The 23,738-nt window shown below is 73.9% G+C and carries 23 protein-coding genes; 6 read left to right on the top strand and 17 right to left on the bottom strand.

Annotated features, from left to right (window positions below):
* Positions 1 to 178: 178 nt before the first annotated feature.
* Complete coding sequence (locus SYYSPA8_RS00885; protein WP_323444917.1) at positions 179 to 1,222, bottom strand: SCO0930 family lipoprotein; 1,044 nt, start codon at positions 1,220 to 1,222, stop codon at positions 179 to 181.
* 309 nt (positions 1,223 to 1,531) lie between these two features.
* Here SYYSPA8_RS00885 and SYYSPA8_RS00880 point away from each other — a divergent pair, with 309 nt between their 5' ends.
* Positions 1,532 to 2,083, top strand: a complete 552-nt coding sequence (locus SYYSPA8_RS00880) for a hypothetical protein (RefSeq protein ID WP_323444916.1) — start codon at positions 1,532 to 1,534, stop codon at positions 2,081 to 2,083.
* A gap of 141 nt (positions 2,084 to 2,224) precedes the next feature.
* Here the strand turns inward: SYYSPA8_RS00880 and SYYSPA8_RS00875 are convergent, their stop codons facing one another.
* Positions 2,225 to 2,884: a hypothetical protein gene (locus tag SYYSPA8_RS00875; RefSeq protein WP_323444915.1), complete on the bottom strand. Its 660-nt coding sequence runs from the start codon at positions 2,882 to 2,884 to the stop codon at positions 2,225 to 2,227.
* A gap of 340 nt (positions 2,885 to 3,224) precedes the next feature.
* Between SYYSPA8_RS00875 and SYYSPA8_RS00870 the strand changes: the two genes are divergently transcribed.
* The gene (locus SYYSPA8_RS00870; protein ID WP_323445493.1) at positions 3,225 to 3,881 is read left to right on the top strand and encodes a class F sortase; all 657 of its coding nucleotides are present in this window, start codon (positions 3,225 to 3,227) and stop codon (positions 3,879 to 3,881) included.
* Between the two features lie 108 nt (positions 3,882 to 3,989).
* Here the strand turns inward: SYYSPA8_RS00870 and SYYSPA8_RS00865 are convergent, their stop codons facing one another.
* Together SYYSPA8_RS00865 and SYYSPA8_RS00860 are read right to left on the bottom strand one after the other, a co-directional pair.
* Positions 3,990 to 4,880 carry a polysaccharide deacetylase family protein gene (locus tag SYYSPA8_RS00865; RefSeq protein WP_323444914.1) on the bottom strand — a complete coding sequence of 297 codons (891 nt, stop codon included), beginning with the start codon at positions 4,878 to 4,880 and terminating at the stop codon, positions 3,990 to 3,992.
* A 120-nt stretch (positions 4,881 to 5,000) separates the two neighbouring features.
* On the bottom strand, positions 5,001 to 6,170 hold the full coding sequence (locus SYYSPA8_RS00860) for a CapA family protein (protein WP_407705891.1): 1,170 nt from the start codon (positions 6,168 to 6,170) through the stop codon (positions 5,001 to 5,003).
* A gap of 401 nt (positions 6,171 to 6,571) precedes the next feature.
* Here SYYSPA8_RS00860 and SYYSPA8_RS00855 point away from each other — a divergent pair, with 401 nt between their 5' ends.
* Entirely contained in the window at positions 6,572 to 7,138 is a 567-nt protein-coding gene (locus tag SYYSPA8_RS00855; protein WP_323444912.1) for a sigma-70 family RNA polymerase sigma factor, read from the top strand.
* Positions 7,139 to 7,399: 261 nt separating this feature from the next.
* Positions 7,400 to 7,921 carry a hypothetical protein gene (locus SYYSPA8_RS00850; RefSeq protein ID WP_323444911.1) on the top strand — a complete coding sequence of 174 codons (522 nt, stop codon included), beginning with the start codon at positions 7,400 to 7,402 and terminating at the stop codon, positions 7,919 to 7,921.
* A gap of 72 nt (positions 7,922 to 7,993) precedes the next feature.
* On the opposite strand, the gene SYYSPA8_RS00845 is transcribed toward SYYSPA8_RS00850, so the two are convergent.
* The 5 genes from SYYSPA8_RS00845 to SYYSPA8_RS00825 all read right to left on the bottom strand — a co-directional run bounded on the left by SYYSPA8_RS00845 (position 7,994) and on the right by SYYSPA8_RS00825 (position 12,841).
* Positions 7,994 to 9,223: a sensor histidine kinase gene (locus SYYSPA8_RS00845; RefSeq protein ID WP_323444910.1), complete on the bottom strand. Its 1,230-nt coding sequence runs from the start codon at positions 9,221 to 9,223 to the stop codon at positions 7,994 to 7,996.
* On the bottom strand, positions 9,220 to 10,953 hold the full coding sequence (locus SYYSPA8_RS00840) for a sodium/solute symporter (protein WP_323444909.1): 1,734 nt from the start codon (positions 10,951 to 10,953) through the stop codon (positions 9,220 to 9,222). The genes SYYSPA8_RS00845 and SYYSPA8_RS00840 overlap by 4 nt, the downstream gene beginning before the upstream one ends.
* 32 nt (positions 10,954 to 10,985) lie before the next feature.
* On the bottom strand, positions 10,986 to 11,366 hold the full coding sequence (locus SYYSPA8_RS00835) for a DUF485 domain-containing protein (protein ID WP_323444908.1): 381 nt from the start codon (positions 11,364 to 11,366) through the stop codon (positions 10,986 to 10,988).
* A gap of 206 nt (positions 11,367 to 11,572) precedes the next feature.
* Entirely contained in the window at positions 11,573 to 11,845 is a 273-nt protein-coding gene (locus SYYSPA8_RS00830; protein ID WP_323444907.1) for a hypothetical protein, read from the bottom strand.
* Between the two features lie 186 nt (positions 11,846 to 12,031).
* On the bottom strand, positions 12,032 to 12,841 hold the full coding sequence (locus SYYSPA8_RS00825; RefSeq protein ID WP_323444906.1) for a LytR/AlgR family response regulator transcription factor: 810 nt from the start codon (positions 12,839 to 12,841) through the stop codon (positions 12,032 to 12,034).
* 259 nt (positions 12,842 to 13,100) lie between these two features.
* Between SYYSPA8_RS00825 and SYYSPA8_RS00820 the strand changes: the two genes are divergently transcribed.
* Together SYYSPA8_RS00820 and SYYSPA8_RS00815 are read left to right on the top strand one after the other, a co-directional pair.
* The gene (locus SYYSPA8_RS00820; RefSeq protein WP_323444905.1) at positions 13,101 to 13,283 is read left to right on the top strand and encodes a zf-HC2 domain-containing protein; all 183 of its coding nucleotides are present in this window, start codon (positions 13,101 to 13,103) and stop codon (positions 13,281 to 13,283) included.
* Positions 13,284 to 13,501: 218 nt separating this feature from the next.
* Positions 13,502 to 14,188, top strand: a complete 687-nt coding sequence (locus SYYSPA8_RS00815; protein ID WP_323444904.1) for an HAD family hydrolase — start codon at positions 13,502 to 13,504, stop codon at positions 14,186 to 14,188.
* A gap of 27 nt (positions 14,189 to 14,215) precedes the next feature.
* On the opposite strand, the gene SYYSPA8_RS00810 is transcribed toward SYYSPA8_RS00815, so the two are convergent.
* From SYYSPA8_RS00810 to SYYSPA8_RS00775, 8 genes are all read right to left on the bottom strand, one after another.
* A complete protein-coding gene (locus SYYSPA8_RS00810) occupies positions 14,216 to 15,088 on the bottom strand; it encodes an Fpg/Nei family DNA glycosylase (RefSeq protein ID WP_323444903.1) in 873 nt (290 codons plus the stop codon).
* Between the two features lie 74 nt (positions 15,089 to 15,162).
* Positions 15,163 to 16,017 (bottom strand): amidohydrolase family protein, encoded by an 855-nt coding sequence (locus SYYSPA8_RS00805; protein ID WP_323444902.1) that lies wholly within the window; start codon positions 16,015 to 16,017, stop codon positions 15,163 to 15,165.
* 7 nt (positions 16,018 to 16,024) lie between these two features.
* Positions 16,025 to 16,336, bottom strand: coding sequence for an L-rhamnose mutarotase (locus tag SYYSPA8_RS00800; RefSeq protein WP_323444901.1), 312 nt, complete (start codon positions 16,334 to 16,336; stop codon positions 16,025 to 16,027).
* Positions 16,333 to 17,358: an aldo/keto reductase gene (locus SYYSPA8_RS00795; RefSeq protein WP_323444900.1), complete on the bottom strand. Its 1,026-nt coding sequence runs from the start codon at positions 17,356 to 17,358 to the stop codon at positions 16,333 to 16,335. The genes SYYSPA8_RS00800 and SYYSPA8_RS00795 overlap by 4 nt, the downstream gene beginning before the upstream one ends.
* Positions 17,359 to 17,542: 184 nt before the next feature.
* Entirely contained in the window at positions 17,543 to 18,907 is a 1,365-nt protein-coding gene (locus SYYSPA8_RS00790; protein ID WP_323444899.1) for a wax ester/triacylglycerol synthase family O-acyltransferase, read from the bottom strand.
* Between the two features lie 350 nt (positions 18,908 to 19,257).
* Positions 19,258 to 19,647, bottom strand: a complete 390-nt coding sequence (locus SYYSPA8_RS00785; protein WP_323444898.1) for an SH3 domain-containing protein — start codon at positions 19,645 to 19,647, stop codon at positions 19,258 to 19,260.
* Between the two features lie 553 nt (positions 19,648 to 20,200).
* The gene (locus tag SYYSPA8_RS00780; protein WP_323444897.1) at positions 20,201 to 22,297 is read right to left on the bottom strand and encodes a SpoIIE family protein phosphatase; all 2,097 of its coding nucleotides are present in this window, start codon (positions 22,295 to 22,297) and stop codon (positions 20,201 to 20,203) included.
* Positions 22,298 to 22,384: 87 nt separating this feature from the next.
* The gene (locus tag SYYSPA8_RS00775) at positions 22,385 to 23,674 is read right to left on the bottom strand and encodes a DUF6777 domain-containing protein (RefSeq protein WP_323444896.1); all 1,290 of its coding nucleotides are present in this window, start codon (positions 23,672 to 23,674) and stop codon (positions 22,385 to 22,387) included.
* Positions 23,675 to 23,738: the final 64 nt, after the last annotated feature.

Raw genomic sequence — 23,738 nt, 5'->3', positions numbered from 1 at the left:
CCATGCTCATGGCCAGTGTTCGAGCCGAGGCTACTGATCGCCCGCCAATTGAGCGAGTCCAAACGGAAATTCGCGGTCCGTTCTTGGTCACACGGACGCGCGGTGGCCGGCCCGCCGTCACACCGTGGTGTGCGGCGGGCCGGTAGCCGACGGGCCCCGGGCGCCCGGGGCCCGTCGGCTACCGGCCGGCGCCGACCAGCTTGCCGTCGGGGGACACCGCGTACCAAGTGCCGCCGACGCCCTGGCCCTTGGTGTCGCCGGGCCTGGCGTCCGCGGCGAAGGTGTAGAGGGGCCAGCAGTCGATGGTCTGCTGCTTGATGCCGTCGGGGCGGTTGAAGGTCACGTAGTTCTTCTTCAGGATGCCGCGGGTGTCGTTCTGGTCGACGGGGGCGACAACCGGCCATTTCTCCAGGCACGGGCCGGTGCACGCGGAGGACATCGGCCATGCGGTGTCCTTCTTGAACCGGTATACGGTCATCCCGTTCCCGTCCACGACGATCTCGCCCAGCTTCGGGTCCTTCCGGGTGGACAGACCGGGCAGGTCGGCGGGGTTCTGCCCCTGTTCCGCGCCGGAGCCCTGACCTGCGCCGGAGCCCTGGCCCGCGCCGGAGTCCTGACCTGTGCCGGAGCCCTCCGTGCCGGAGCCCTGGTCCGCTCCGGAACCGCCCGGGGCGGCCTTCTTCCCGTCGGGGGCGGACGCGAACCAGGTGCCGCCGACGCCCTGCCCCTTGGTGTCACGGGGCTTGGTGTCCTGCGCGAAGCGGTACATCGGCCAGCCGCCGATGGTGAGCTGCTGGGAGCCGTCGCCGCGGGTGACCTCGCCCACCAGGGCGGCGTCGATACCGGGGGCGGCGGTGGAGCCCCGCGCCGCGACCACGGGCCACGCCTTGGCGCACCCCCCCTCGCAGGTGGCCTTCGGCGGTGAGGCGCTGTCCTTGTCGAAGCGGTAGAGGGTGAAGCCCGCGCTGTCGGTGACCACCTTGCCCAGCTTCGGGCTCTCCCACACGGCCAGCTGCCCGGCGGGCTTCGCGGCCGTCGCGCCGGCGGCCCGGTCGCCGCCGGTGCCGGAGCCGTAGGCGCCGCCGCCGGGCTGTACGGCGTCGGCCGCGCCGACCTTCTCGCCCCGCGTGCTCTCCTCGCCCTTCTCCTGACCGCACGCCGTCGTCAGCACGAGCATCGCCGCCGCGGTCACCGCGATCGAGGCGTTCCGCCAGGTGTTCATGTCCACTCCCGTTGGTCCCTGGGTCCGTCGGTCCTGTGCCGCTTGTCGGCACGCCGTCGTCGGTACTGGGTACGGACGGGGGTGGTGGGCTGTTCACGGTTCACCGAGGAAATCCCGGGGCGGGACGCGCGCGGCACCTCCCGTGCGGGGAGCGGCGTCCTCCGCCCGGCCTACGCCGATGCCCCATTCGCCCGGCAGCAATCGCGGGGCCACCTGGCCGCTCCTAGCGTTTCGCTGGACGAGGGGCATCGATTCGCTCTGGTGTGGAAATCGGTTCCGCTGCTGCTCCTCGGGGACCCGGAGGATCACATGCGCGCGATATGTGCCACGTCCGCCGCCACCGCCCTGGCGGCCGCGGCTCTCGTCCTGTCCACTCCCACCGCCCCGGCGGCGCCCCGGCTGTCGGGGGCCGGCGGGCAGGCGTCGCCCCTCTTCACCGTCAGCCCGTCCACCGTCGCGCCGGGCGGGCGCGTGGCCCTGTCCGCGAGCGGCTGCGACACCACCGCCACCGCCTCCTCCGGTGTCTTCGACGCGGTGACCATCCGGCCCGGCACCTCGACCCGCGTCACGGTGGACGCGGCCGCCCGGCCGGGGGCGCAGTACTCGGTGCAGTTCACCTGCGGCAGCACCCGGGGGACCTTCAATCTGGGCATCGCGGGCGGCAGCTCGTCCCCCACCATCAGCTCGACCGCGGCGGTCAGTGCCCCGGCCACGCCGCTGGGGGTGCGCGGCGGCCTCGGGGGCAGTGTGGGGGAGGTCGACGCCGGGGAGGTCGCCATCGGTGCCGCGCTGGTGCTGAGCGCGCTCACCGCGGCCGCCGTCCTGGTGCGCCGCAGGACACCGGAGGACCGCCGCCACTGAATCCCGTCGCGGGGGACCACGGGGGCGGGTGCCCCGGCCGGGAGGCGGTCACCGGAAGGGGTCCCGTCGTCCCCGGGGCCCGGTCGGGGCCCCGGGGACGACGGGCGGGGACGCCCGTGCCCGGCCGGGAGGTTCGGCCGGTCAGGCCCGGGTGCCGACCGTACGGCGGCGGCGTGCGAGGAAGACGGTGCCGCCGATCGCCGCGGTGGCCACCAGGCCGGCGCCGACGGCCATCTCCGCGGAGCCCGGTCCCAGGGAGCCGCCGAGGCCGCCCCGGGTGCCCCGGCCGGAGAGCACGGTGAAGTGGGCCGTCGCCACGTTGGAGCCGTTGTCGCAGCGGACCACGAGGTTGTAGCGGCCCGGCGTGGCGTGGTCGTGGATCCGCGCGCCCACGGAGAGGACGTTCCGGCCGTCGCCGCCGTCGCCGCCTCTGCCGCCCTCGCCGTCCCGGCTGTCGCCGCCCCGGTTGTCCTGGCGGGCGTCTCCCCGGCCCTCGCCCCGGTTCTCGCCCCGGCCCTCGCCTCCCCCGTCGCCGCCGCGGCCGCCCTCGCCCCTGCCGTCGCCGCCGCGGTCGTCGCCCCGGTGCAGACTGATGTGCGGGAAGGCGTTGGACGAGATCGTGCCGCCGCCCCGGCCGCAGCCGTGCACGGTGATCGTCAGGGTGCCGCCCTGGTGGACGTGGTGCGGGCTGACCGAGACATGGACCCGGTCCTGTCTGTCGCCGCCCGCGACCGCGACCGGGGCGGTGAACCCGGTGACCGCCACGGCGGCGGCCACTGCGAGAGCGTGTGTAGCACGCATCCTGTGAACCTCCAGCGGAAGACGCACCGAAGCGGTGCTCCGGGGATCGACGAGTACGCCTTCCATGACGAACCATCACCGGACCCGTCATTTCCCGCATTTCGGCACTGATCCACCCCGGTGACGCGACACACCGGCGACACGCCGGGCGAGGACAACGGAGCCGCAGGTCACACCGGGCCGGGCCGAAGTTCGTACCGGATGACACGGACGGCGCACCCCGGGTGGCCGCCGCCACCCGTTCGCCCTTCCCTCCTCGCACCCCCCCGACCCGTCACTTAGCGTGTCCACCGACATGACAAAGCGTCAGAAAGTCGTGAGCGGGGACGAGAGGAGAGTCATGGGCGCGGAGTACCACGACCCGGAGCTGCGCCGCGGGCGCGCGCCCTGGGGCGTACTGGCCCTGGTGATGCTCACCGGGATCGCGCTGATGAAGAACGGCGCCGATGTCTCGCTGGGCCCGCCCCAGCCCGCCGCCGCGGCCTCGCTGGACCGCCGGCCCGGCGAGGTCTTCGCCCCGCTCCTCCCCCCGGACGCCCTGGGTGCCTCGGCCGCCGAGCGCATCCTCGTCCCCGCGCTGGACATCGACGCCCCGCTGATGAACGTGGGTCTGGACGCCACCGGCTGGATCGAGGCGCCGCCGCCCGAGGACCGCAACATCGCGGGCTGGTACCAGAACGGGATCTCCCCCGGCCAGCGCGGTACGGCGGTGATCGTCGGCCATGTCGACAACCGCACGGGGCCGGCCGTCTTCTACGGCCTCGGCACCGTCCGCCGGGGCGACCGGATCGAGGTGCCCCGCTTCGATGGGCGGACGGCCGTGTTCGAGGTGTACGGGGTGGAGGTCGTCGACAAGGACGACTTCCCGGCCGCCGAGGTGTACGGCGACACGGGCCATGCCGAGCTGCGGGTGATCACCTGCGGCGGCGGCTGGTCCCGGCGGGACGGGTACGACGGGAACGTCGTCGTCTTCGCCCGGCTGACCACCTCCCGCTGAGCCGCCCGGAGCGGTGCCACCCGACCGGACCGGCCCCGTACGGCCGGCGCCGGGAAGGACGGCGGCGGGAAGGGCGGCGGCTCCCCGGCCCCGGACCGGCCCCGGGGGTCAGCGGCGCGGCACGGTCAGGTGGTAGCCGTGGTCGAGCAGCCGGGGCAGATAGTTCCGCAGCGCCGCCACGCTCTGCGAACGGTCGCCGCCGGCGTCGTGGGAGAGCACCACCACCCCGGGCCCGGCCCCGTCCAGCACCCTGCTGACGATGGTGCCGGTGCCCGGCTCCGTCCAGTCCAGCGTGTCGACGGTCCAGGCCAGCGGCTCCATGCCCAGCTGGGCGGCGATCTCGAAGGAGTGCCGGTTCCAGGCCCCGAAGGGGGCCCGGTACCAGAGCGGCGCCGCCCCCGACACCTCCTCGATCACCTCGCTGGTACGGCCCAGCTCGCCCCGGATCGCGGACGGCGCGAGCCGGGGGATCAGCGGGTGCGACCAGGAGTGGTTGCCGATCACATGCCCGTCGTCGGCGATCTCGCGCAGCAGGTCGGGGTGGGCGTCGACCATCTCCCCGCAGACGAAGAACATGGCCCGGGTGCCGTAGCGGCGCAGGGTGCGCAGCACGTCGGGGGTGTACTGGGGGTCGGGGCCGTCGTCGAAGGTCAGGACCATGGTCCGGCCGCCGCTCTCGGGCAGGCGCACGAAGGGGCGGCTGCGCACCGGGGGCAGGGCGCGGCGGCGGGGCGGATACGCCGCCATGGGGTACAGGCGGTAGGTGGACGCGCGCAGCACCCGCCCGGAGGCGGAGAGCGGGCCCGGTGCGCCCGCCACGTCCCCGGCCGGTGCCCCGGCCGCGCCCGCGGCTCCCGCCGCCCCGCGCCCCGGGCGGGGGGCCCCGCCGGGGGGCGTGAGCGCCTCGGTGTACAGCAGCCCCACCGTGGCGGCGGCCCCGAGGTACGCGGTGACGCGGAGCGCCGAACGGCGGTCCGGTGACATCTGATCCTTCGTCATGACCAACTGCTCGCACGCCGGGCGCGCCGGACCGATGATCAACACGCGCCCCCGGCCGAAAGCACCCGATGGGAGCAGTCGTACGAAACACTGACTGATGTACGGGCGGGGCCGACCGGCTCAGCCTCCCATCGTGAGCCCGTCGGCGGCCGCTCCCCGGCTCAGGACGGCCTCCTTGACGGAGTCCCTGGCCTCGGCGCAGTCCTCGCGGCCGGCGTCCTCGGCGAGCGCGTCGGGGAGGTGGACGACGCGGCCCGCCCCGATGTCGTACCACTGGGGGATGAACTCGGCCCGGGTCACGCGCCAGCGCCCGCCGGCCGTCTTCGGCGGGGCGAAGGTGAAGCGGCCGATGGAGCCCTGGTTGCCCCGGCCGTCGAAGGCCCCGGTGTAGTCGAACATCGGCCCGGCGATCTGGTCGCCCATGCCGTAGACGACCCAGGTGCCGTTGACCTTCTCGTACGCCTGGGGCACATGGGCATGGGTGCCGACGACGAGATCCACGTCGGGGCGGCCGGCGGTGGTGGCCGATGTGAGGCTCTTCGCCAGGGCCAGCTGCTGTTCGTCGGGGTCGGTCTGCCACTCGGTCCCCCAGTGCACGCTGAGGACGACGACATCGGCGCCGGCCCTGCGGGCGGCGCGCGCGTCGGCGAGGATCCGCTCCTCGTCCAGGAGGGAGACGGCCCAGGGCTGCCCCTCGGGCATCGGATAGCCGTTGGTGCCGTAGGTGTACGCGAGGTGGGCCACCTTGGCGTCGCCGGCCCTCAGCCAGGCGGGGCGGGCCGCTTCGGCGGCGCTGCGGGCGGAGCCGTGGTGGGCGACCCCGGCGGCGTCCAGGGCGTCGAGGGTGCGCCGGATGCCGTCCGGGCCGTCGTCCAGGGAGTGGTTGGAGGCGGTGGAGCAGGAGTCGTAGCCGGTGGCGGCGAGTCCGGCGGCGACCTGCGGCGGGGAGGTGAAGGCGGGGTAGCCGCGGTAGTCGCCGTCCGCGCCGTAGACGGTCTCCATGTGGCAGATGGCCAGATCGGCGGTGGAGACCACGGAGGCGACGGCGGAGAGCATCGGCGCGAAGTCGTAGCCGTCGCCGCCGGCGTCCGTCCGTGCCTGGTGGATGACGGAGTCGTGGGGCAGGACGTCGCCGCTGGCGACGAGGGTGAAGCCGCGCGGGGGCGCGGGGGGCGCGGTCATGGGGGGCGGGTCGGGTCGGGGGGCGCCCGCACCGGGCACGGTGCAGCCCACGCTCAGCGCGAGGAGGGCTGCGGCGAGGGCGGCGGGTGGGCGGGGACGCGTGGGCATACGCCGGGTCATGGCGCGGCTCCCTGTCGTACGGAAAAGCGGGAATGAACAGCTCCATCGGGCAAGGAAAACCCATAAAACTAAGAAAATATGACAAAAGAGACTGCACAGGGTTGCCCATGCCGGAGTCAAGTGACACCGCCGGGGCGCTCACCGGAACGGCTGTTCACCTTCCGGCAAAACGGATGTTCAGCTTCCGCTCGATGCCGCTCACCGCTCCGCTTCCCCGGCCGTCAGCGCCCGGCCACCCGCTCACCGCACCACTCGCCGCTCACTGCGACCGCTCGCCGAAGACCGCGCGGACCCGTCTGTCACTGAGCCCCCGGATGCGTTCGGATACAGGCCATACCGGCCATACCGGTGACCCTGACGACAGCGACCGCACGCGAAAGGTGTTGGCCATGGCGACGGCGACCGTGACCGCTTCCGCGACCACCGACGAGCGGGCCATCGCGGACCTGCAACGCGAGCACGGGCCCGCGCTGCTCAGCTTTCTCCAGGGGCTGACCTACGGGGACCAGCAGCGGGCCGAGGACCTGCTCCAGGAGACCCTGGTCCGGGCGTGGCAGCACCCGGAGGCGTTCGACGGCCCCTACGAGTCGATGCGGCCCTGGCTGTTCACCGTCGGCCGCCGGCTGGCCATCGACGCCCGGCGCTCCCGGCTCGCCCGTCCCACCGAGATAGGCGACGGCGTCCTGGCCACCACCCCCGACCCCGCCGACATCACCGAGTCCGCCGTGGCCGCGCTCGATGTGCGCGCCGCCGTGGAATCCCTCACCCCGGAGCACCAGGCGGTGCTGATCCGGATCTACTTCCAGGGCCTCAGCGTCAACGAGGCCGCCGAGGCCCTGGGAATCCCCCCGGGAACCGTCAAGTCCCGGTCGTACTACGCGCTGCGCGCGCTCTCCCGGATCCTCCCGGGCTACGCGCGCCCGCGGAGCGCCGCGCGCCGCGGCGGCCGTGCCTGAGACGCGCCGCGGACCGTCCCCCGGGGCCGTCCGCTCCCCCGCCGGGACGGCCCGGCCGCCGGGGAACACCTGTTCGCCGCACGGTCACGCGCGCCCCGCGCTTCCCGCCCGTACCCCTGCCTCCCTCGCGCAACGGGGCACGGACGGATTTCTCCGAAACGACACGGTGAAGTTGGGCAAAGACCCGCCACAAGCCGTGCCCGTCGGTGGAGGCTCGTTCCTTGAGTCGGCGTCGGCACGGTCCGGAAGAGGGTGGGAAGGGTGCATCCCGAGAGCACGAACGGCACCAGCGGCGGAGCCCCCGCGATCCCCATGGCCTGGCTCTGCGCCGAGTACGTGGCGGACGAGCTGCTGCGCACCGGGGCACTGGTGGAAGGCGGCTCGCTGGAGTACCGGGCCGGGCGGGAGACCCTGGCCCTGACCATCTACCTCTGCGACGCCACCGAGGGGCTCGCCGGTGTCCGGACGATGTCCCGGATCGAGGAGTGGCTGGACCTGACGGCCTACGGCCACCCCTGGTCGGCGTGGGTGGTGGAGCGGCTGGCCGCCCGGGAGGAGCGGGAACGCGGGCCCGGCGGCGCCCCCGACCCGGATCTCGCGCTCGCCCGGGAGTCCTGGCGCTGGCTGTGGCGGACCGAACTGCTCGCCGCAGACCTCGGCGAGGACGAGCCCTGGTACCCGGTGGCGGGCGCCGGGACACCGGTGGACGAGGGCGAGCGGAAGTGGACGCCCGCCTGGCGGCTCGGGCTGCCGCTGAGCCATCTCGCCATCCATCTCTTCTGACCCCGCCGCCGTCAGCCCGCCGCCGTCGGCACGGCCGGCGGACTCCCGCAGGGCACGGAGCCGGCCGCCGGTTCAGCGCCGGCCGCCGCCCCGGCGGCCCGGTACCGACGAGTGCACGCCCGCGCGGTACTTGGGGATCCGGACCGTGATCTTCATCCCGGCTCCGACAGCCGTCTCGATGACGAGGCCGTGCCCGTCCCCGTAGACCTGGCGCAGCCGCTCGTCCACATTGGACAGGCCGATCCCCGTCGACGCCGTCCGCTCCCCCGCGAAGACGCGCCGCAGCACGTCCGGGTCCATGCCCACCCCGTCGTCCTCGATGGTCACCATCGCCTCCGCCCCGGCGTCCCGGGCCGCGATGACGATCCGGCAGCCGCTGGTGGAGTCCTCCAGGCCGTGCTTGACCGCGTTCTCCACCAGCGGCTGGAGACACAGGAACGGGAGGGTCACCGGCAGCACCTCCGGCGCGATCTGGAGCGTCACCTTCAGCCGGTCGCCGAAGCGGGCCCCCGCGAGCGCGAGGTACTGCTCGATCGAGCGCAGCTCGTCGGCGAGGGTGGTGAACTCGCCGTGGCGGCGGAACGAGTACCGGGTGAAGTCGGCGAACTCCAGCAGCAGCTCCCGCGCCCGCTCCGGGTCGGTGCGGACGAACGAGGCGATCGCCGCCAGCGAGTTGAAGATGAAGTGCGGTGAGATCTGGGCGCGCAGGGCCCGGATCTCGGCCTCGATCAGCCGGGTCCGGGAGCGGTCCAGCTCCGCCAGCTCCAGCTGGACCGAGACCCAGCGGGCGACCTCGGTGGCCGCGCGCACCAGCACCGCCGACTCCCGCGAGCCGTAGGCGACGAGCGCGCCGAGCACCCCCTCCTCCCCCGTGAGCGGGGCGATCACGGCCCAGCGCAGCGGGCACTCCAGCTGGTCGCACCGGGTCTGGATGCTCTGGCTGCGCCCGGAGTCGAGGATCTCGGCGACCCGGGCCATCACCCGGTGCTCGTGGTGGTCGCGGCCGGGCCCGTCCCAGGCGAGGACGGCGGAGCGGTCGGTCAGGCACAGGGCCTCGGTGCCGAGCAGCGAGCGCAGCCGGCGCGCGGCCTTGCGGGCGGTGTCCTCGGTGAGGCCCGCGCGCAGCGGCGGGGCGGCCAGGGAGGCGGTGTGCAGGGTGTGGAAGGTGGCACGCTCGACGGGGGTGCCGAGGTCGAGGTCGGGGCGGCTGCCCCGGCGTTCCGCGTACCGGCCGGTGGCGACGCCCACCAGCAGCAGCGACACGCCGCAGACGGCGAGCACCGCGATCGTCGTACCGCTCATCGCGCGGCTCCTTCCGGCCGGGCCCGTCCGACGAGGTCCTCGGGCAGGTGCAGCCGGGCGAGGATCGCGGTGGCGCCGGGCGGTATGTGACGGGGGGTGGCCAGCGAGACCAGGATCATGGTCAGCGAGCCGAGGGGCACGGACCAGACCGCCGGCCAGGCCATGAGGGTGTGGGCCCAGCCCTCGGGGGCGAGTCCGGCGCGGGTGGCCATCACGGCGGTGAGCGCGGAGCCGCCGCCCGCGAGCAGCCCGGCGACGGCGCCCGGCGGGGTGAGCCGCCGCCACCAGATGCCGAGGACGAGCAGCGGGCAGAACGACGAGGCGGAGACGGCGAAGGCGAGCCCGACGGCGTCGGCGACGGGCACATTGGTGGCGACGACGCTGAGGCCCAGGGGCACCGCCATGGCGAGCAGGGTGGCGAGCCGGAAGTAGCGCACCCCGCGCGGGGGCAGCACGTCCTGGGTGAGGACCCCGGCGACGGCCATGGTCAGCCCGGAGGCGGTGGAGACGAAGGCGGCGAAGGCCCCGCCGGCGAGCAGCGCGCCCAGCAGATCGCCGGCGAGGCCGCCGATCATCCGCTCGGGCAGGACCAGGACGGCGGCGTCGGCATCGCCGGTGAGGGAGAGTTCGGGGGCGTAGATCCGGCCGAGTGCCCCGTACACGGGGGGCAGCAGATAGAAGACGCCGACCAGGCCGAGGACGACCAGGGTGGTGCGGCGGGCCGCGCGCCCGTTGGGGCTGGTGTAGAAGCGGACGGCGACGTGCGGCAGCCCCATCGTGCCGAGGAAGGTCGCGAGGACCAGGCCGTAGGTGGCGTACAGATGGTTGCCGTCCCGGCCGCCGGAGAGCGGCTGGGACCAGCTCGCGGGGTCGTCCACGGCACTGACCCGGGCGGGGACCGGGGAGCCCGCGGGCAGCCCGAGGACCGTACCGCCGCCGATCCGGTACCGGCCCTCACCGAGGGTGAGGGTGTGGTCGGTGTACGGCTTGTCGTCGACGGTGCCGGTGACGGTGACGGTCAGCGGGCGTTCCAGATAGATACGGACGGTGTCGTCCACCCGTACGACGGTGTGCTCGCGGAGCAGGGCGGGCGCGTCGAAGCGGGCACGGGGGGCCTCGTCGCCCCACCAGGCGGCGAGCAGGAAGACGGCGGGGACCAGCAGCGCGGTGAGTTTGAGCCAGTACTGGAAGGCCTGGACGAAGGTGATGCTGCGCATGCCGCCGGCGGCGACCGCGCCGGTGACGACGACGGCGACGACGACCCCGCCGACCCAGCCGGGGGCGCCGGTGAGGATCTCCAGGGTCAGCCCGGCGCCCTGGAGCTGGGGCAGCAGATAGAGCCAGCCGATCCCGACGACGAAGAGGCTCGCGACCCGGCGGGCGGCGGTGGATTCGAGCCGGGCCTCGGCGAAGTCGGAGAGGGTGTACGCGCCCGAGCGGCGCAGCGGGGCGGCGACGAGGACGAGGAGGACGAGATAGCCGGCGGTGTAGCCGACGGGGTACCAGAGCATGTCCGGGCCCTGGACCAGGAGCAGTCCGGCGATGCCGAGGAAGGAGGCGGCGGAGAGGTACTCGCCGCTGATGGCGGCGGCGTTGAGGCCGGGTTTGACGGTGCGGGAGGCGACGTAGAAGTCGGAGGTGGTCCGGGATATCCGCAGGCCGAGTCCGCCGATGAGGACGGTGGCGAGGACGACGACGGTGACGGCGGTCATGGCGTACGCCTGGTTCACCGGGCGGCACCGCTCTCGGGGGAGGTCACCGGTCAGCGCCCTTCGAGGAGCCTGAGGAAGTCCCGTTCGTTGCGTTCGGCCCGGTGGACGTACCAGCGGGCGATGAGCCACATCACCGGGTAGACCGCGATCCCGAGGGCGGCCCACACGATCCGGCCGGGGGTGGCTGCGCCGCCGCCGAGGGCGGTGGGGAGGGCGAAGAGCAGCGGCAGGGAGCCGACGAGGAGACAGAGGCCGGCGAGCGCGGTGAGCGCGGCGCGCAGCTGGCTGCGCATCAGGGAGCGCACGTAGGTGGTGCCCAGCGTGGTCTGCTCGCTGATCTCGGACCGGGCATGGGCGTGGCCCGGGGCCCGGCGGGCACCGCGGGGCACACCGGTGACCACCTCACGGCGGGGCCGCTGCTCTGCGGGCATCGTTGTCCGCTCCACGTCTGTCGGAGTGCCTGTCGAACGACTTCTCGGGGAGTGCGGAGTCTACGCAGGAGCGATTACCGACGGTAGATGCGTGGTCGGGCTGCGTGGGCACGGGGGCGGTGGTGCGGGGGGCTTGTCCCGGTGCGTCCGGCACGGAAGGGGTGTGCCGCCGTCCCCGCCGCCAGAGCCTCTCGTCTGGATCCCGGTCAGCGGGGGCCGGGGCGTCCCACGTAGTCGCTCAGGGCGATCTCCAGCTCGACATAGGACTCCTCGGCCCGCCGGAAGGCGACTTCGAGCGCGGCTCCGGCACGCGGCCCGACGAGCCCCTGGGCCGACTCCTGGATGTCGTAGAGCACGTCGGCCCAGCGGCCCGCCGCGCTCTTGACCCGTTCGAGCAGTGCCTCGATGTCTTGGGCGCCGGCGGCCCGGGTGGCCGGCAGGCTCCGCAATTCCTCCAGCAACGCTTCGATGTCGGACATCAGACCCCTTTGCTCCCCGATCAAGGTTAGGTCCCGGGAAGAGGACCGGCAGGTCGATTCCGCGCGTGGCTCGGTCAGCGGGTGACGTGGGTCGCCGGACGGATGTACGGGGCGACGAACGGGCGGTCGCCGCCGCCGAACGGTCGCCGCGTCACGCCGAACGGCGGTCCCGCCACCGCGGGCCGGTCAGCCCCGGGCATGCCGCATCAGCAGTTCCCGCAGTTGGCGGGCGTGCCGCCGGCTGACGGCCAGCTCCGCCGAGCCGACCCGTACCGTCGTCGCCCCCGCGTCCAGGCGGAGTTCGTCGATCCGGGCTATCGCGACGAGATGGCTGCGGTGGATCCGGACGAATCCGCGGGCCGCCCAGCGCTCCTCCAGGGTGGACAGCGGTATGCGCACCAGATGGCTGCCGTCGTCGGTGTGCAGCCGGGCGTAGTCGCCCTGGGCCTCGACGTAGGTGATGGCGTCGATCGGGACGAACCGGGTTATTCCGCCCAGCTCCACGGGGATCTGCTCGGAGCCGCTGTGCACCGGTCCCGGGGTGGCCGCGGGCGTGGCGTGGGCGAGGGTGGCGTGGGCGGCCGGCGGCCTGGGTTCGCGGGCCGCGCGCGCGAGGTCGACCACCCGCCGGACGGCTTCGGCGAGCCGTTCCCTGCGGACCGGTTTGAGGATGTAGTCCACGGCCTTGAGGTCGAACGCCTGGACGGCGAAGCCCTCGTGCGCCGTGACGAAGACGATCAGCGGGGGGTGGGCGAAACGAGCCAGCAGCCGGGCGACGTCCAGCCCGGTCAGACCGGCCATGTGGATGTCGAGGAAGACCACGTCGATGCCGTCGTCGCCGTCGGCCTGGGCGTCCAGGGCACGGGTGATCCGGCGCAGGGCGTCGGTGGCGTCGGTGGCGCCCTCCGCGCTGGTGATCCGTGGGTCCGAACGCAGCAGGTAGAGCAGTTCCTCCAGCGCCGGTTTCTCGTCGTCGACAGCGAGTGCTCGCAGCATGCGGGGAAGTGTAGGCGTGGCCGGAACGGCGGACCACGGCCGTGTGGACCCGGCCGCCGGGGCGTCCGGCGTGATGGCCGAATCCACCGCCCGGACCACGGCGGGCATCACGACCGGCATCACGGCGGGCATCACGGCCCGGGATCGAGCACCGCGATGGAGCACGGGGATGGAGCACCGGGGATTGAGCACCGGGAGGCCGTGGTCCGTATGCACCGGTGACCGCCGCTTTGCCCCCGGAACCCGAAGCGAGGCCCCCATGAGCACGGAGCAGCGCCATCAGGACGTGGCGGCCTACGCGCTGGGGGTCCTGGAACCGGATCGGGCGCGGCTCTTCGAACGGCACCTGGCGGGCTGTGCGCTCTGCGCCGTCCGCCTCGTCGACCTCGGCGGCACGGTGCTCGCGCTGGCCGAACTGGCCGAGTCCTGGCGACGGCCCTAGCGGTGCATTTCCTTCGTGAATTCAACGACATATAACCGTATACGTCATTCAGGCATCTCATACCTCTTTATCCTCATTCATTGACACTACTTGGCAGAGGAAATTACCGTGGGCTCCACTGATTTCCGTCCCCCTCGGCCCGGGTCGCGACCGCGTGTCGCCTCGTTCTGTGAGCCGTTCGGTGCGGACGCCCCCCATCGCCTGAGAAGGGCACCACCATGTCCGAAATCTTTCCCTGGACCCCCGCCGCCGTGGTCTTCGACTGCGACGGAACCCTGATGGACAGCGAACGCCACTGGGTGGAGGCGAGATCCCTCGTCCTCCGCGCCCATGGCGTGGAACCCGACGAGGAATTCACCGAACTGGCGAAAGGAATCCACTACACCGAATGCGGCCGCCTCATGGCCGTGACGGCGGGACGGCCGGAACTGGCCGACGAGATGACCGCCGGGCTGCTGCACGCCTTCAGGACCCTGGTCGCCGAGGACCCCGTCACCACGGCGGGCGCGGCGGAGCTGGTGGAGCGGGCCGCCCAGTTCGCCCCGCTCGCGGTCGCCAGCAACTGCCCCCGTGACGTGGTGGAACACTGCCTGGACACCGCCGGGCTGCTGGAGCACTTCCTCCATGTGATCGTGCCGGCGGGGACGACACGCCCGAAGCCACACCCGGACGTCTATCTCACCGCGGCGGCCGAGTTCGGCGCGGATCCCGGGGACTGCCTCGCGGTCGAGGACTCGCTCTGCGGTATCCGCGCGGCCGTCCGCGCCGGTCTGCGGGTGCTGGGCGTCGGCCCGCGGCCCGACCGGGAGAGCTTCGCCATGGCGGACCACTGGGTGCGTTCCCTCGCGGACCCCGCGCTCCAGGTGTGGGCCCGCAGCAGGGCGCTCTGCGGCGTGGCCCGGTAGAGGGCCGCGTAAGGGGGCCGCCCGCCGCTACTTCAGCAGCCGGGACAGCCGCCGGTCGGCCAGGATCCTGCCACCGGTCTGGCAGGTGGGGCAGTACTGGAGCGAGGAGTCGCTGAACGACACCTCGCGAATGGTGTCCCCGCACACCGGACAGGGCTCACCGGTGCGGCCGTGCACCCGCAGCCCGCTCTTCTTCTCGGCCTTCAACCGCCCCGCCGCCACACCCCGCGCGCGGTCGACGGCGTCGGCGAGGGTGGTGCGCAGCGCGGTGTACAGCCGGGTGGTGCCGTCCTCGCCGAGCGAGCGCACGGGCTGGAACGGCGACATCTTCGCGGCGTGCAGGATCTCGTCGCTGTAGGCGTTGCCGATGCCCGCGATCAGGCTCTGGTCGCGCAGTGCCCCCTTGACCTGCCGCCGCTCCCCCGCGAGCAGCGCGGCGAAGGTGTCCCGGTCGAAGTCGTCGGCGAGCGGGTCGGGGCCCAGCCGGGCCACGCCGGGGACCTGAAGGACGTCGTGGACGAGGTGGACCGCGAGCCGTTTGGTGGTGCCCGCCTCGGTGAGGTCGAAGCCGGCGCCGGAGGCGAGGACGGTCCGCAGCGCCAGAGGTCCGCGGCCGGGGCGCGGCGGGGCGTCGGGAAAGCTGTCCCGCCACCGCAGCCAGCCGGCGCGGGCCAGATGCAGGACGAGATGGAGCGCTTCCGGGCCGTCGCCGACGGTGAGGTCGAGCCATTTGCCGTGCCGGGCCACGGCGGTGATCCCGCGGCCCTCCACGGCACTGATCGGAGGGTCGTAGGTCTTCAGGACGCTGATCGCCAGGGGCAGCACCCGGGCGACCGTCTCACCGGTGACACGGTCGTCCAGGAACTCCCGCAGGGACTCCACCTCGGGCAGTTCCGGCATGGGTCCAGAGTGCCGCAGGGCGGGCGGGGCCGCAGATCCGCGTACGCGTCCCAGGGCTCCGGCGCAGCCGGGGGTCAGCGCGGCGACGGCAGACCGTACACCCGGCGGGCGACCGCTCCGAAGACGTCGGCCCGTTCCGGCGCGGACAGCCCGCCGGTGAGGTCGCGGGCCGCCGCCAGCACCCCTCCGTAGTCGGCGGCGAGCAGGCAGACCGGCCAGTCGGAGCCGAACATCAGCCGGGACGGCCCGAAGGCGTCCAGCGCGACCCGGGCGTACGGACGCAGGTCGTCCGTGGTCCAGGAGTCCCACGTGGCCTCGGTGACCAGGCCGGAGAGCTTTCCCACGGTGTTGGGACGGGCGGCGAGCGCGCGCAGCAGGCCCGCCCAGGGCTCCGGCTCGCGCGCGGCCACCGGGGGCTTGCCCAGATGGTCGAGGACGAAGGTCAGCTCCGGCCGCCGCCCGGCCGCCTCGGTCGCCGCCGGCAGCTGGTGCGGGAGGACGACCAGGTCGTAGACGAGTCCGGCGGCGGCGACGGCCGCCAGCCCGCGCTGGACGTCGGGCCGCAGCAGCCAGCGGGGGTCGGCCTCGCCCTGGACCTGGTGGCGGATGCCGGACAGACACTCCCCGCCGGGGAGTTCCCGCAGCCCGGCGAGGCGGTCGGCGACATCGGGCGCGGTGAGGTCGACCCAGCCGACGACCCCCGCGACCAGGTCGTCGGCGGCGGCGAGGGCGAGCAGTTCGGGGGTCTCCCCGGCGACGGTGACGGTCTGGACGACGACGGTGGCCGCGACCCCGGCGGGGCGGGCCCCGGCCGCGAGGTCGGCGGCGGAGAAGTCCCGCCGGATCGGCGCCAGGGCGGGCCCGGTGATCCAGTCCTGGTCCCGTACGGCGAGGTCCCACACATGGTGGTGGGCGTCGACGAGGTCCACGGCCGGCTCACAGTTCCCACACGACGGGGAGCGGCGCGGACGCGCCCTCCGGGGAGTAGTCGTGGGCGACGTCGAGGAACCGGGCCATCCGGGCCTGCCAGGCGATGTTGGCGGGCAGCTGTTCCAGCGCGGTCAGCAGGGCCCCGTAGTCGGCGCAGTCGAGGAGGTGGAAGAGTTCCGTACCGCTGCGCCAGATGGTCCACGAGGTGACACCGGCGGCGCGGATCGCGACGGTCAGTTCCTCGGGGACCTCGCGGTGCGCCGCCTCGTACGCGGCCACGCGGTCGGCACGGACCCGGGTGTGCAGGGCCACCCTCATGGGACATCTCCTTCCGCTGCGGGGCGGGCCGCCGGGGCGGGGGTGCGGCCCACCGGGTCGTCCCCGGGGAGCAGCCCTTCGGCGCGCAGCTCGTCCCAGAGCGCGGCGGGTACGGGGGCCGCCAGCCGGTCGGCGGCGTCCCGCATGGTGGTGGCGGAGCGCACGCCGACGAGGGCGCAGGCGACCGCCGGGTGGGAGCGTGCGTAGTGGAGCGCGGCGGCCCGCAGCGGTACGCCGTGGCGTGCCGCCGTCCGCTCGATCCTGCGGGCCCGGGTGATCAGCCGTTCGGGTGCGGGGAGGTAGTCGTAGGTCGCGCCGGGGCCGGGGGCGGCCAGGAGGCCGGAGTTGAAGACGCCGCCGACCACGACGCTGCGGCCCCGGGCGGCGGCCTCGGGCAGCAGTTCGGCGCGGGCGCTGTGGTCGAGGAGGGTGTGACGGCCGGCGCAGAGCACCACGTCCGCGTCGGTGTCGCGGAGGAAGCGGGTGAGCATGACGGTCTGGTTCATTCCCGCGCCGATCGCCCGGACGACCCCTTCGGAGCGCAGCCGTTCCAGTGCCGGGTAGCCCTCACGGAACGCCTGCTCGGCGTGGTCGTCGGGGTCGTGGAGATAGACGACGTCGATCCGGTCGAGCCCGAGGCGGGTCAGGCTCTCCTCGATGCTGCGTTTCACGCCGTCGGCGCTGAAGTCCCAGATCCGGCGGTGGTCGGCCGGTACGTCGAAGCCCTGGGCCAGGTCGGTGCCGTCGGTGGCGCAGGGTTCGAGGACGCGGCCGACCTTGGTGGAGAGGATGTAGGCGTCCCGGGGGCGGCCGCGCAGGGCGCTGCCGAGGCGGCGTTCGGAGAGCCCGAGTCCGTAGTGGGGGGCGGTGTCGAAGGCGCGGACCCCGCACTCCCAGGCGGTGTCCACGGCGGCGGCCGCGTCCCCGGGGTCGACGGGGGTGTAGAGGTTGCCGATCCCCGCTCCGCCGAAGCCGAGTTCGGTGGTCTCGACCGTCGTGCGGCCGAGGGTGTTCCGTCGCATCCCGGACGGCCTCCCTGCTTCTCGTCGGCGGATCAGGACGTATGGTCATCGGATCGCTGGGGGCCGTCAACACCGGCGGGGGCCAAAAGAGCTGTCGACGGCCCCGATCCGTCCGACCTCTGCGGGGGCACCGGTGTCCTCGGGGCACGTACGGGGAGGCCAGGGCGGTTCAGCGGGGCCGGCGTCAGGCGAGGGTCCGGTCCAGCAGTTCCACCAGTTCCTCACCGAGGCTCCAGGCGAGCCGGTCCAGATCGGGCACCGCCTCGCCGTCGGCGACCAGCCCCGCGTACACCTGTCCGTCGTACGGGGTCATCGCGACGGCGAGCGACTGGCCCCGGGCGAGCGGGGCCAGGGGGTGGAGCGCGGTGAGCGGGTGGCCGCCGAGGGAGAGGGTGCCGCGCGGCAGCGGGACGGTGGTGACGAGGACGTCGAACAGGAGCCGGGCGGCGGCACCGGCGAACGGCGTGCCGTAGCGGTGGGCGAGGGGCGGGATCCGGTCGGCGAGGAGGGCCACCGCTCCCGCGCCGCGCAGGGGTCCGGCGGCGCGGTTGCGGTCCATGGTCCGCCGGACGGCGGCCAGGCGCGCCCCCGGGTCGTCCTCCCCGGTGGGCAGCTCCAGCAGATATCCGGAGAGGCTGTTGCCGGAGCCGGGCGGATCGCCGGGGCGGTGCCGGGAGACGGGGACCAGGGCCCGCGGGTCCCCGGCGGCGGGCAGCGGTTCGCCGCGCTCACGGGCCCACCGGCGCAACGCCCCGGCCACGACCGTGAGCAGGATGTCGTTGGCGGTGCCACCGGCGGCCTTGCGGACCCGCCGCACGTCCTCCAGGTCGAGCACGGCGGTGGCGATCCGCCGGGTGCCGCTGGGCGCGGCGGTGAGCGCGCGGTGGGCGGGCGGTCCGAGCCGCCCGGCACGCAGCACGGCGGTCCCGACGAGGGCGGCCCGGCCGAGGGCGGCGGCGTGGTCCCGGGCCCGGCCGGCGAGCCGGAGGGGTGCGGTGAGCGGGTCGGGCGGCGCGGGCGGGTCGGTGCGCGGGCGCGGCCCGGCGGGGGCGGTCCCGTCGAGGAGCCCGGCGCCGAGGGCGGTGGCGCGCATGCCGTCGGCGAGGGCGTGGTGGAACTTGGCGAGTACCGCGAAGGAGCCGTCGGCGGGGCCGTCGCCGCCCTGGGTGAGCAGATGGGTCTCCCACAGCGGGCGGGACCGTTCGAGGGGGCGTTCCATCAGGTGCCCGGCGAGGGCGACGGCACGGGCGGTGAAGTCGGTTCCGGCCAGGGGGACATGGCGGACGTGGTGCCGGACGTCGAAGTCCGGGTCGGGCGCCCAGGCGGCGCCGCCGACGGGCAGCAGGACGTCCCGGACGCGGGCCCGCAGCCGGGGGATCGCCGCCGCGCGCCCGGCGATCAGTTCCAGCAGCTCGGGGCCGGTGGCGGGGGTCGCCGGGGCGCCTTCGCCGGGCGAGAAGAAGGCGAGGGCCCCGAGGTGCATCGGGTGCCCGGCGGACTCCAGATGCCAGAACGCCAGGTCGAGTGGGGCGAGACGGTCGCTGCTCACGGTGGACTTCCTGTCCCGGCGCCCGGGGCGGCGCACCGGACGGCCCGGAATACCGCCTGAAAGAAGGCGGCGGGCGGCGCGGTCGGACGCAGGGGGCCGTTTCCGGCCCGGGGTACGGGCGGGGGTGGAGCCGCGGGCCGGGCCCGTCCTCCCCGGCGGGACGGCCCGGCGCATGGAGAACGACCCGGACGACCCCGAGTGGTGGTGAATTGCAGGGCCCCGCACCAGGTTGAGTCGGTCCCGGTGCGGGGTTTCCTGCTTTGTCACTCAGCGCGTGGGGTGAACCGGGACGGGCTTCCTCCTGAAGCGGCCGGCTCTGCCGGACAACCGGTTTTGTGCTGGACGCTTGGCTAGCGGCAGCGAACCTCGCTGCCACTCCCCGTCAGGTTCCCGTTGTAGACCCAGCCGAAGATGTTCGTGTTGTGGATGCCGAGGAAGGTCCACTCGTTGCCGACCTCATTCACGGTGAAGCAGTGCCAGTTCAGCCTTGAGCTCCGATCGACGGTACCGACGATCGGGCAGTTGCTGTGAGGTCCGCTGCGGAGGTGCAGCTCAGGGACGGTCGAGTTGCCATACGCACCATCCCCGTTGTTATGCGCATGGTTCGTGCAGCCCAAGGCGACGGACGGTGTTTGCGGCAGGGACGAGTCCGGCGCGGCGCTGGCCGAGGCGGCGGTGGAGCCCGCCACCAGTGCCGTGATGACCGCGCAGATTCCCCAAGCGCGTCGAGTGCGAGTCATATCAACCTCCTGTCTCTGCTCACTCCTCGATTTCTGGAGCGAGTCACGAAATCCATATGCGAGCGAAATATCAGTGAAAGTTGGAGATCGATTTCGTTCGACAATGGGTTACGAATGCTCGTCACCGTGAAGCAGGAGTGAACCTTCGGAGTGAGCTACCTTAGTGAGCAGCCCTGAGGCGCAGCTAGCTGAAAACACGCCATTGGCCCCCGCTATTTTCTGCTTGAGTTCCATTGACATTCCTATGGCCCGTTACGGGAACGTGTAGAGCACCGGCGGGATTTCCAGAAGCACTGCATTCAGGATGCACTGGCTGATTCTCGATCGGTAGAAATATGCCTGAAGGGGCGCCGAGAACGGCTCGAAAGCGCATGTGCGCCCATGGACGGCCTAGGTCGTTTCTTACGGATCAGGCTGGGTCAGGGAGCGGGGTCTGGTGCCGTGCATCGCAAGGCGGAGGAATGAGTCCCTGCGGAGCATCGGCGATTGACGACAACGCGGCGAGGCGCGGTGCCAGGGCACGCGAGCCCCAGCAAGATCCGTAAGAGAGGGCCTAGGGGCCCGCCCGGCCGGGGCGACGCTGGGCGCGGGCCGGGACCCCGAATTCGCACCAGACGCATTTGCCGCTGCCCCGCGACTCCACGCCCCAGACGTCGGCCAGCCGGTCCACCAGCAGCAGGCCCCGGCCCGATACGCCCGACTCGCCCGCGTCGCGCCGCCGGGGCAGTGCGCTGGAGCGGTCCTCCACCTCGACGCGCAGCCGGCGCGGGGGCCCGGTGAGGACCCGGACCGTCACCGTGGCGCCGCCGTCGGTGTGGGTGAGGGCGTTGACCATCAGTTCGTCGGCGGCCAGTTCGATGTCGTCGGTCCGCTCCCCCGCGCCCCAGGCCCGTGCGGCCGAGCGGACCATGTGCCGGGCGGAGCTGAGCCCGTCGGGGTCGTTCTGGTCGAGGTGCTGCTGGAGCCGGCCGCCGGCGCCGCGGGCGTGGGCCCCCTGGCGGCGCAGCAGCAGGAGGGCGACGTCGTCCTCGCCGCCGCGCTCGTCGACGACGTCGCACAGGCGGTCCGCGAGCCGCTGGAGGTCGCGCGGGCCGCCCCGGACCAGGTCGGTCAGCTGCTGCATGCCTTCGTCCAGGTCGTAGCCGGGGAGTTCGACGAGGCCGTCGGTGTAGAGCAGCAGGGTCTGTCCGGGGTCCAGTTCCACGGTGCTGACGGGGTATTCCAGCCGGCCGAACTCGGCCGAGAGGCCGAGTGGCAGCCCTCCGTCGACGGGGATTCTGCGGCAGCTGCCGTCGGTGTCGCGGAGCAGGGGGTCGACATGGCCGGCGCGGACCACCTGCACCACGCCGGTGGACAGGTCGGCCTCGGCGTACAGGCAGGTCGCGAACCGGTCGGTGTCCAGTTCGTGCAGGAAGACGGAGGCGCGCGCCATCACCGTCGCGGGGGTGTGGCCCTCGGCGGCGTAGGCCCGGAGCACGATGCGCAGCTGGCCCATGACCGCCGCCGCGTCCGTGTCGTGGCCCTGGACGTCGCCGATGACGGCGCCCACCCGGCCGCCGGGCAGCGCGATGATGTCGTACCAGTCGCCGCCGATGTCCCGGCCCATCCGGGCGGCACGGTAGCGGACGGCGATCTGCGCGCCGGGGATGTCGGGGATCCGGCGGGGCAGCATCGCCTGCTGGAGCCCTTCGGCCAGGTCGTGTTCCTGGTCGTAGAGGACGGCCCGCTGGACGCTCTGCGCGATGCTGCTGCCGAGGGCGACCAGGACGTCGCGTTCCTCCCCGGTGAAGCCGGTCCGGTCGTCGTAGAGCAGTCCGAACGCGCCGATGGGGCGGGCCTGGGCGATCAGCGGCAGATAGACCGCGGCCCGGATGCCGAGCCCCTGGAGATGCGGCCAGAGCAGCGGGTACGAGGTGGCGAAGTCCTCCCGGGACTCGATGAACCGGGGGGCGAGGGTCCGTATCACCTCGCTCATGGGGTACTGGTCGTCCACGTGCGTGTAGCGGGTGCCGGGGACGAACGCCTCCTGGGGCCCTTCCGCGACCAGATGGATCCGGCCACCTGCTTCCAGCAGTCCCATGACCAGGCTGGTGGCGCCGAAGTGTTCGAGGCCGTGGGAGTCGCGGAGCACGTCGATGACGTCCTGGACGGTACGGGCGTGGGCGAGGGCCGCCGTGGTGGACTCGACGACGCCGGCCCGGCGGGTGCGGGCGGCGTCGGTTTCCAGCCGGGCGGCAGAGTCGGCGAGTTCTTCGGTGGCGTCGCGGACGATCCCGATGATGCGGCGGGGGAGGCCGGAGTCGTCCCGGTGCACCCGGCCCTGGGTGTGGGTCCAGCGCAGGGTGCCGTCGGAGCGGCGGATGCGGAAGTAGACGCCGTAGTGTTCGCTGCCGTCCTTGAGGACGCGGGCCACCAGGGAGTCGAGCCGGACGGCCTCCTCCGGCGGCATCCGGGCGATCAGGCTCTCGCGGCGGCCGTCGTACTCCCCGGGCTCCAGTCCGAGCACGGTCAGGGCGGTCGGATCCAGGTGGCAGAGCCCGCTGGCCAGGTCCCAGTCGAAGCTGCCCATGCGGTTGAGGGAGAGACTGACGTCCGGGGGCACCGGCCAGTCGTCGGGTGGCGGCAGGGCCCCTGCTACCCGGTCAACCATGGGCCCACTCTGTCATCATTTGTCGTTTTCTTCGACTGTCGGTCCGTCGTCCCGGACCGACAGGGGTCTCCGGGGTCTCAGGGGGGCTCAGGGACGCGGCGCGGACTCCGCCGCCTCCTCCCCCACGGTCCCGTCCGGTTCCTCTTCCCCGACGGGCAGCAGCAGCTCGGTCTCCGCCGCGCCGGCACCGCCGTCGAGCAGCGGTTCGGTGGCCGGGTCCGCGGCGTCGCCGTCCGCGGCGGTGGCCGGGTCCGGGGGCGCCGGTACGGCCGGGGCCGCCTGCTCGCTCCCCGCCGTCGGCGCGGGGACGGTCCCGGGGACCGTGTCCCCGCCGCCCGCAGGAGCCGGTTCGGCGGCGGCGGGCTCCTCCGGCGCCGCGGGCCCGGCGGGCGGATAGCTGTAGAGGTCGTCCTCGGTGACCGGCGGCAGCGGGTCGGGGCGGCTGTCCCGCTCCCCGTCGGTGCCCACCCGCCGCTCGATCCAGGAGCCGTCCACCACGTCCAGGAGGACCAGCCGGTCGAGGGCGCGGTCGGCGGGCCTGACCACGAGGGCCCGCTCGGGCCGGTGGCCGGCCCAGGGGGCGCCCCGGTGGACCACGGGCCCCCGGGCGGCGACGGGCGGGCTCAGCGGGTTCCCGCCGGCGCAGCGGACCCGTGGCATGCCGTGCGCGTCGACCAGGACGGGGGTGCCCGCCTGGAGGACCGCCTGGCGGGTCACGTCCGCGCCGTCCCGGTAGTGGTGGGCTCCGACCCGGGTGTCCGCGCGCAGGACCACCGGGGTCAGCCCGTCCAGCAGGCCGGGCAGGCGGGCCTCGGCGACCCCGGCGCCCCGGGCGAAGGCGCGGGCCGCCACCGGCTGCGCGCGCAGCAGGTCGAGCAGGCGGCCGGTGTCACAGCTGCCGACGGCCTCGACCCCGCCGTACAGCCCGGGGGTGCCTCCCGAGACGGTACGGAGGGTCTGGCCGCGCAGCGGGGCGCCGTGCGCGGGGGCCCCGGCGGCGACGGCCCGGGGCTCGGGCACGGCGAGCACCCGGGCCGTGGAGGGTGTGTAGGGGCCCGGACCGGGGGTGTCCGCCGGCTGGAGCAGTACCTCGGTGGTGGCCTCGGGGGCCTGGTCCGCCCCGCAGCCCGCGAGCAGGGGCGCCAGACAGAGCCCGGTGGCGAGGGCGGCGGCGACCCAGACGCCGCGCAGGGAGGGCCGCGGCTCCGGGGCGGGGGGACGGGTCGCGGGCCGCCGCGTACGGGTCCCGGGCCTGCGGGTACGGGTCCCGGCGGTGCGGCCCTCCCGGCCCTCCCGGCCCTCCCGCCCGGGGGCCGCCCCGGGCGGCCCCGGCCGCCGCCGCCCTGACGAGGACCATCCCTGCCGCTTGGGACCCACGTCCGTGCTCCCGCCTCTTGATCGCGATCGATTCCTCCAGTGATGCCGGAGCCGGGGCCGCCCC

Origin of the sequence: Streptomyces yaizuensis, assembly GCF_034961445.1 — a bacterium.
Taxonomy (GTDB): Bacteria; Actinomycetota; Actinomycetes; order Streptomycetales; family Streptomycetaceae; genus Streptomyces; species Streptomyces yaizuensis.
This window is presented reverse-complemented; position numbering and strand designations above follow the sequence as displayed.

Excerpts from the sequence above, each read along its gene's own strand:
- SYYSPA8_RS00825 (WP_323444906.1), bottom strand. The coding sequence starts at position 12,841 with ATGCTGCGAGCACTCGCTGTCGACGACGAGAAACCGGCGCTGGAGGAA.
- SYYSPA8_RS00865 (WP_323444914.1), bottom strand. The coding sequence starts at position 4,880 with ATGACGAAGGATCAGATGTCACCGGACCGCCGTTCGGCGCTCCGCGTC.
- SYYSPA8_RS00830 (WP_323444907.1), bottom strand. The coding sequence starts at position 11,845 with ATGTCCGACATCGAAGCGTTGCTGGAGGAATTGCGGAGCCTGCCGGCC.
- SYYSPA8_RS00815 (WP_323444904.1), top strand. The coding sequence starts at position 13,502 with ATGTCCGAAATCTTTCCCTGGACCCCCGCCGCCGTGGTCTTCGACTGC.
- SYYSPA8_RS00870 (WP_323445493.1), top strand. The coding sequence starts at position 3,225 with ATGGGCGCGGAGTACCACGACCCGGAGCTGCGCCGCGGGCGCGCGCCC.
- SYYSPA8_RS00780 (WP_323444897.1), bottom strand. The coding sequence starts at position 22,297 with ATGGTTGACCGGGTAGCAGGGGCCCTGCCGCCACCCGACGACTGGCCG.
- SYYSPA8_RS00860 (WP_407705891.1), bottom strand. The coding sequence starts at position 6,170 with ATGCCCACGCGTCCCCGCCCACCCGCCGCCCTCGCCGCAGCCCTCCTC.
- SYYSPA8_RS00820 (WP_323444905.1), top strand. The coding sequence starts at position 13,101 with ATGAGCACGGAGCAGCGCCATCAGGACGTGGCGGCCTACGCGCTGGGG.
- SYYSPA8_RS00795 (WP_323444900.1), bottom strand. The coding sequence starts at position 17,358 with ATGCGACGGAACACCCTCGGCCGCACGACGGTCGAGACCACCGAACTC.
- SYYSPA8_RS00845 (WP_323444910.1), bottom strand. The coding sequence starts at position 9,223 with ATGAGCGGTACGACGATCGCGGTGCTCGCCGTCTGCGGCGTGTCGCTG.
- SYYSPA8_RS00785 (WP_323444898.1), bottom strand. The coding sequence starts at position 19,647 with ATGACTCGCACTCGACGCGCTTGGGGAATCTGCGCGGTCATCACGGCA.
- SYYSPA8_RS00800 (WP_323444901.1), bottom strand. The coding sequence starts at position 16,336 with ATGAGGGTGGCCCTGCACACCCGGGTCCGTGCCGACCGCGTGGCCGCG.
- SYYSPA8_RS00810 (WP_323444903.1), bottom strand. The coding sequence starts at position 15,088 with ATGCCGGAACTGCCCGAGGTGGAGTCCCTGCGGGAGTTCCTGGACGAC.
- SYYSPA8_RS00855 (WP_323444912.1), top strand. The coding sequence starts at position 6,572 with ATGGCGACGGCGACCGTGACCGCTTCCGCGACCACCGACGAGCGGGCC.
- SYYSPA8_RS00885 (WP_323444917.1), bottom strand. The coding sequence starts at position 1,222 with ATGAACACCTGGCGGAACGCCTCGATCGCGGTGACCGCGGCGGCGATG.
- SYYSPA8_RS00835 (WP_323444908.1), bottom strand. The coding sequence starts at position 11,366 with ATGCCCGCAGAGCAGCGGCCCCGCCGTGAGGTGGTCACCGGTGTGCCC.
- SYYSPA8_RS00880 (WP_323444916.1), top strand. The coding sequence starts at position 1,532 with ATGCGCGCGATATGTGCCACGTCCGCCGCCACCGCCCTGGCGGCCGCG.
- SYYSPA8_RS00875 (WP_323444915.1), bottom strand. The coding sequence starts at position 2,884 with ATGCGTGCTACACACGCTCTCGCAGTGGCCGCCGCCGTGGCGGTCACC.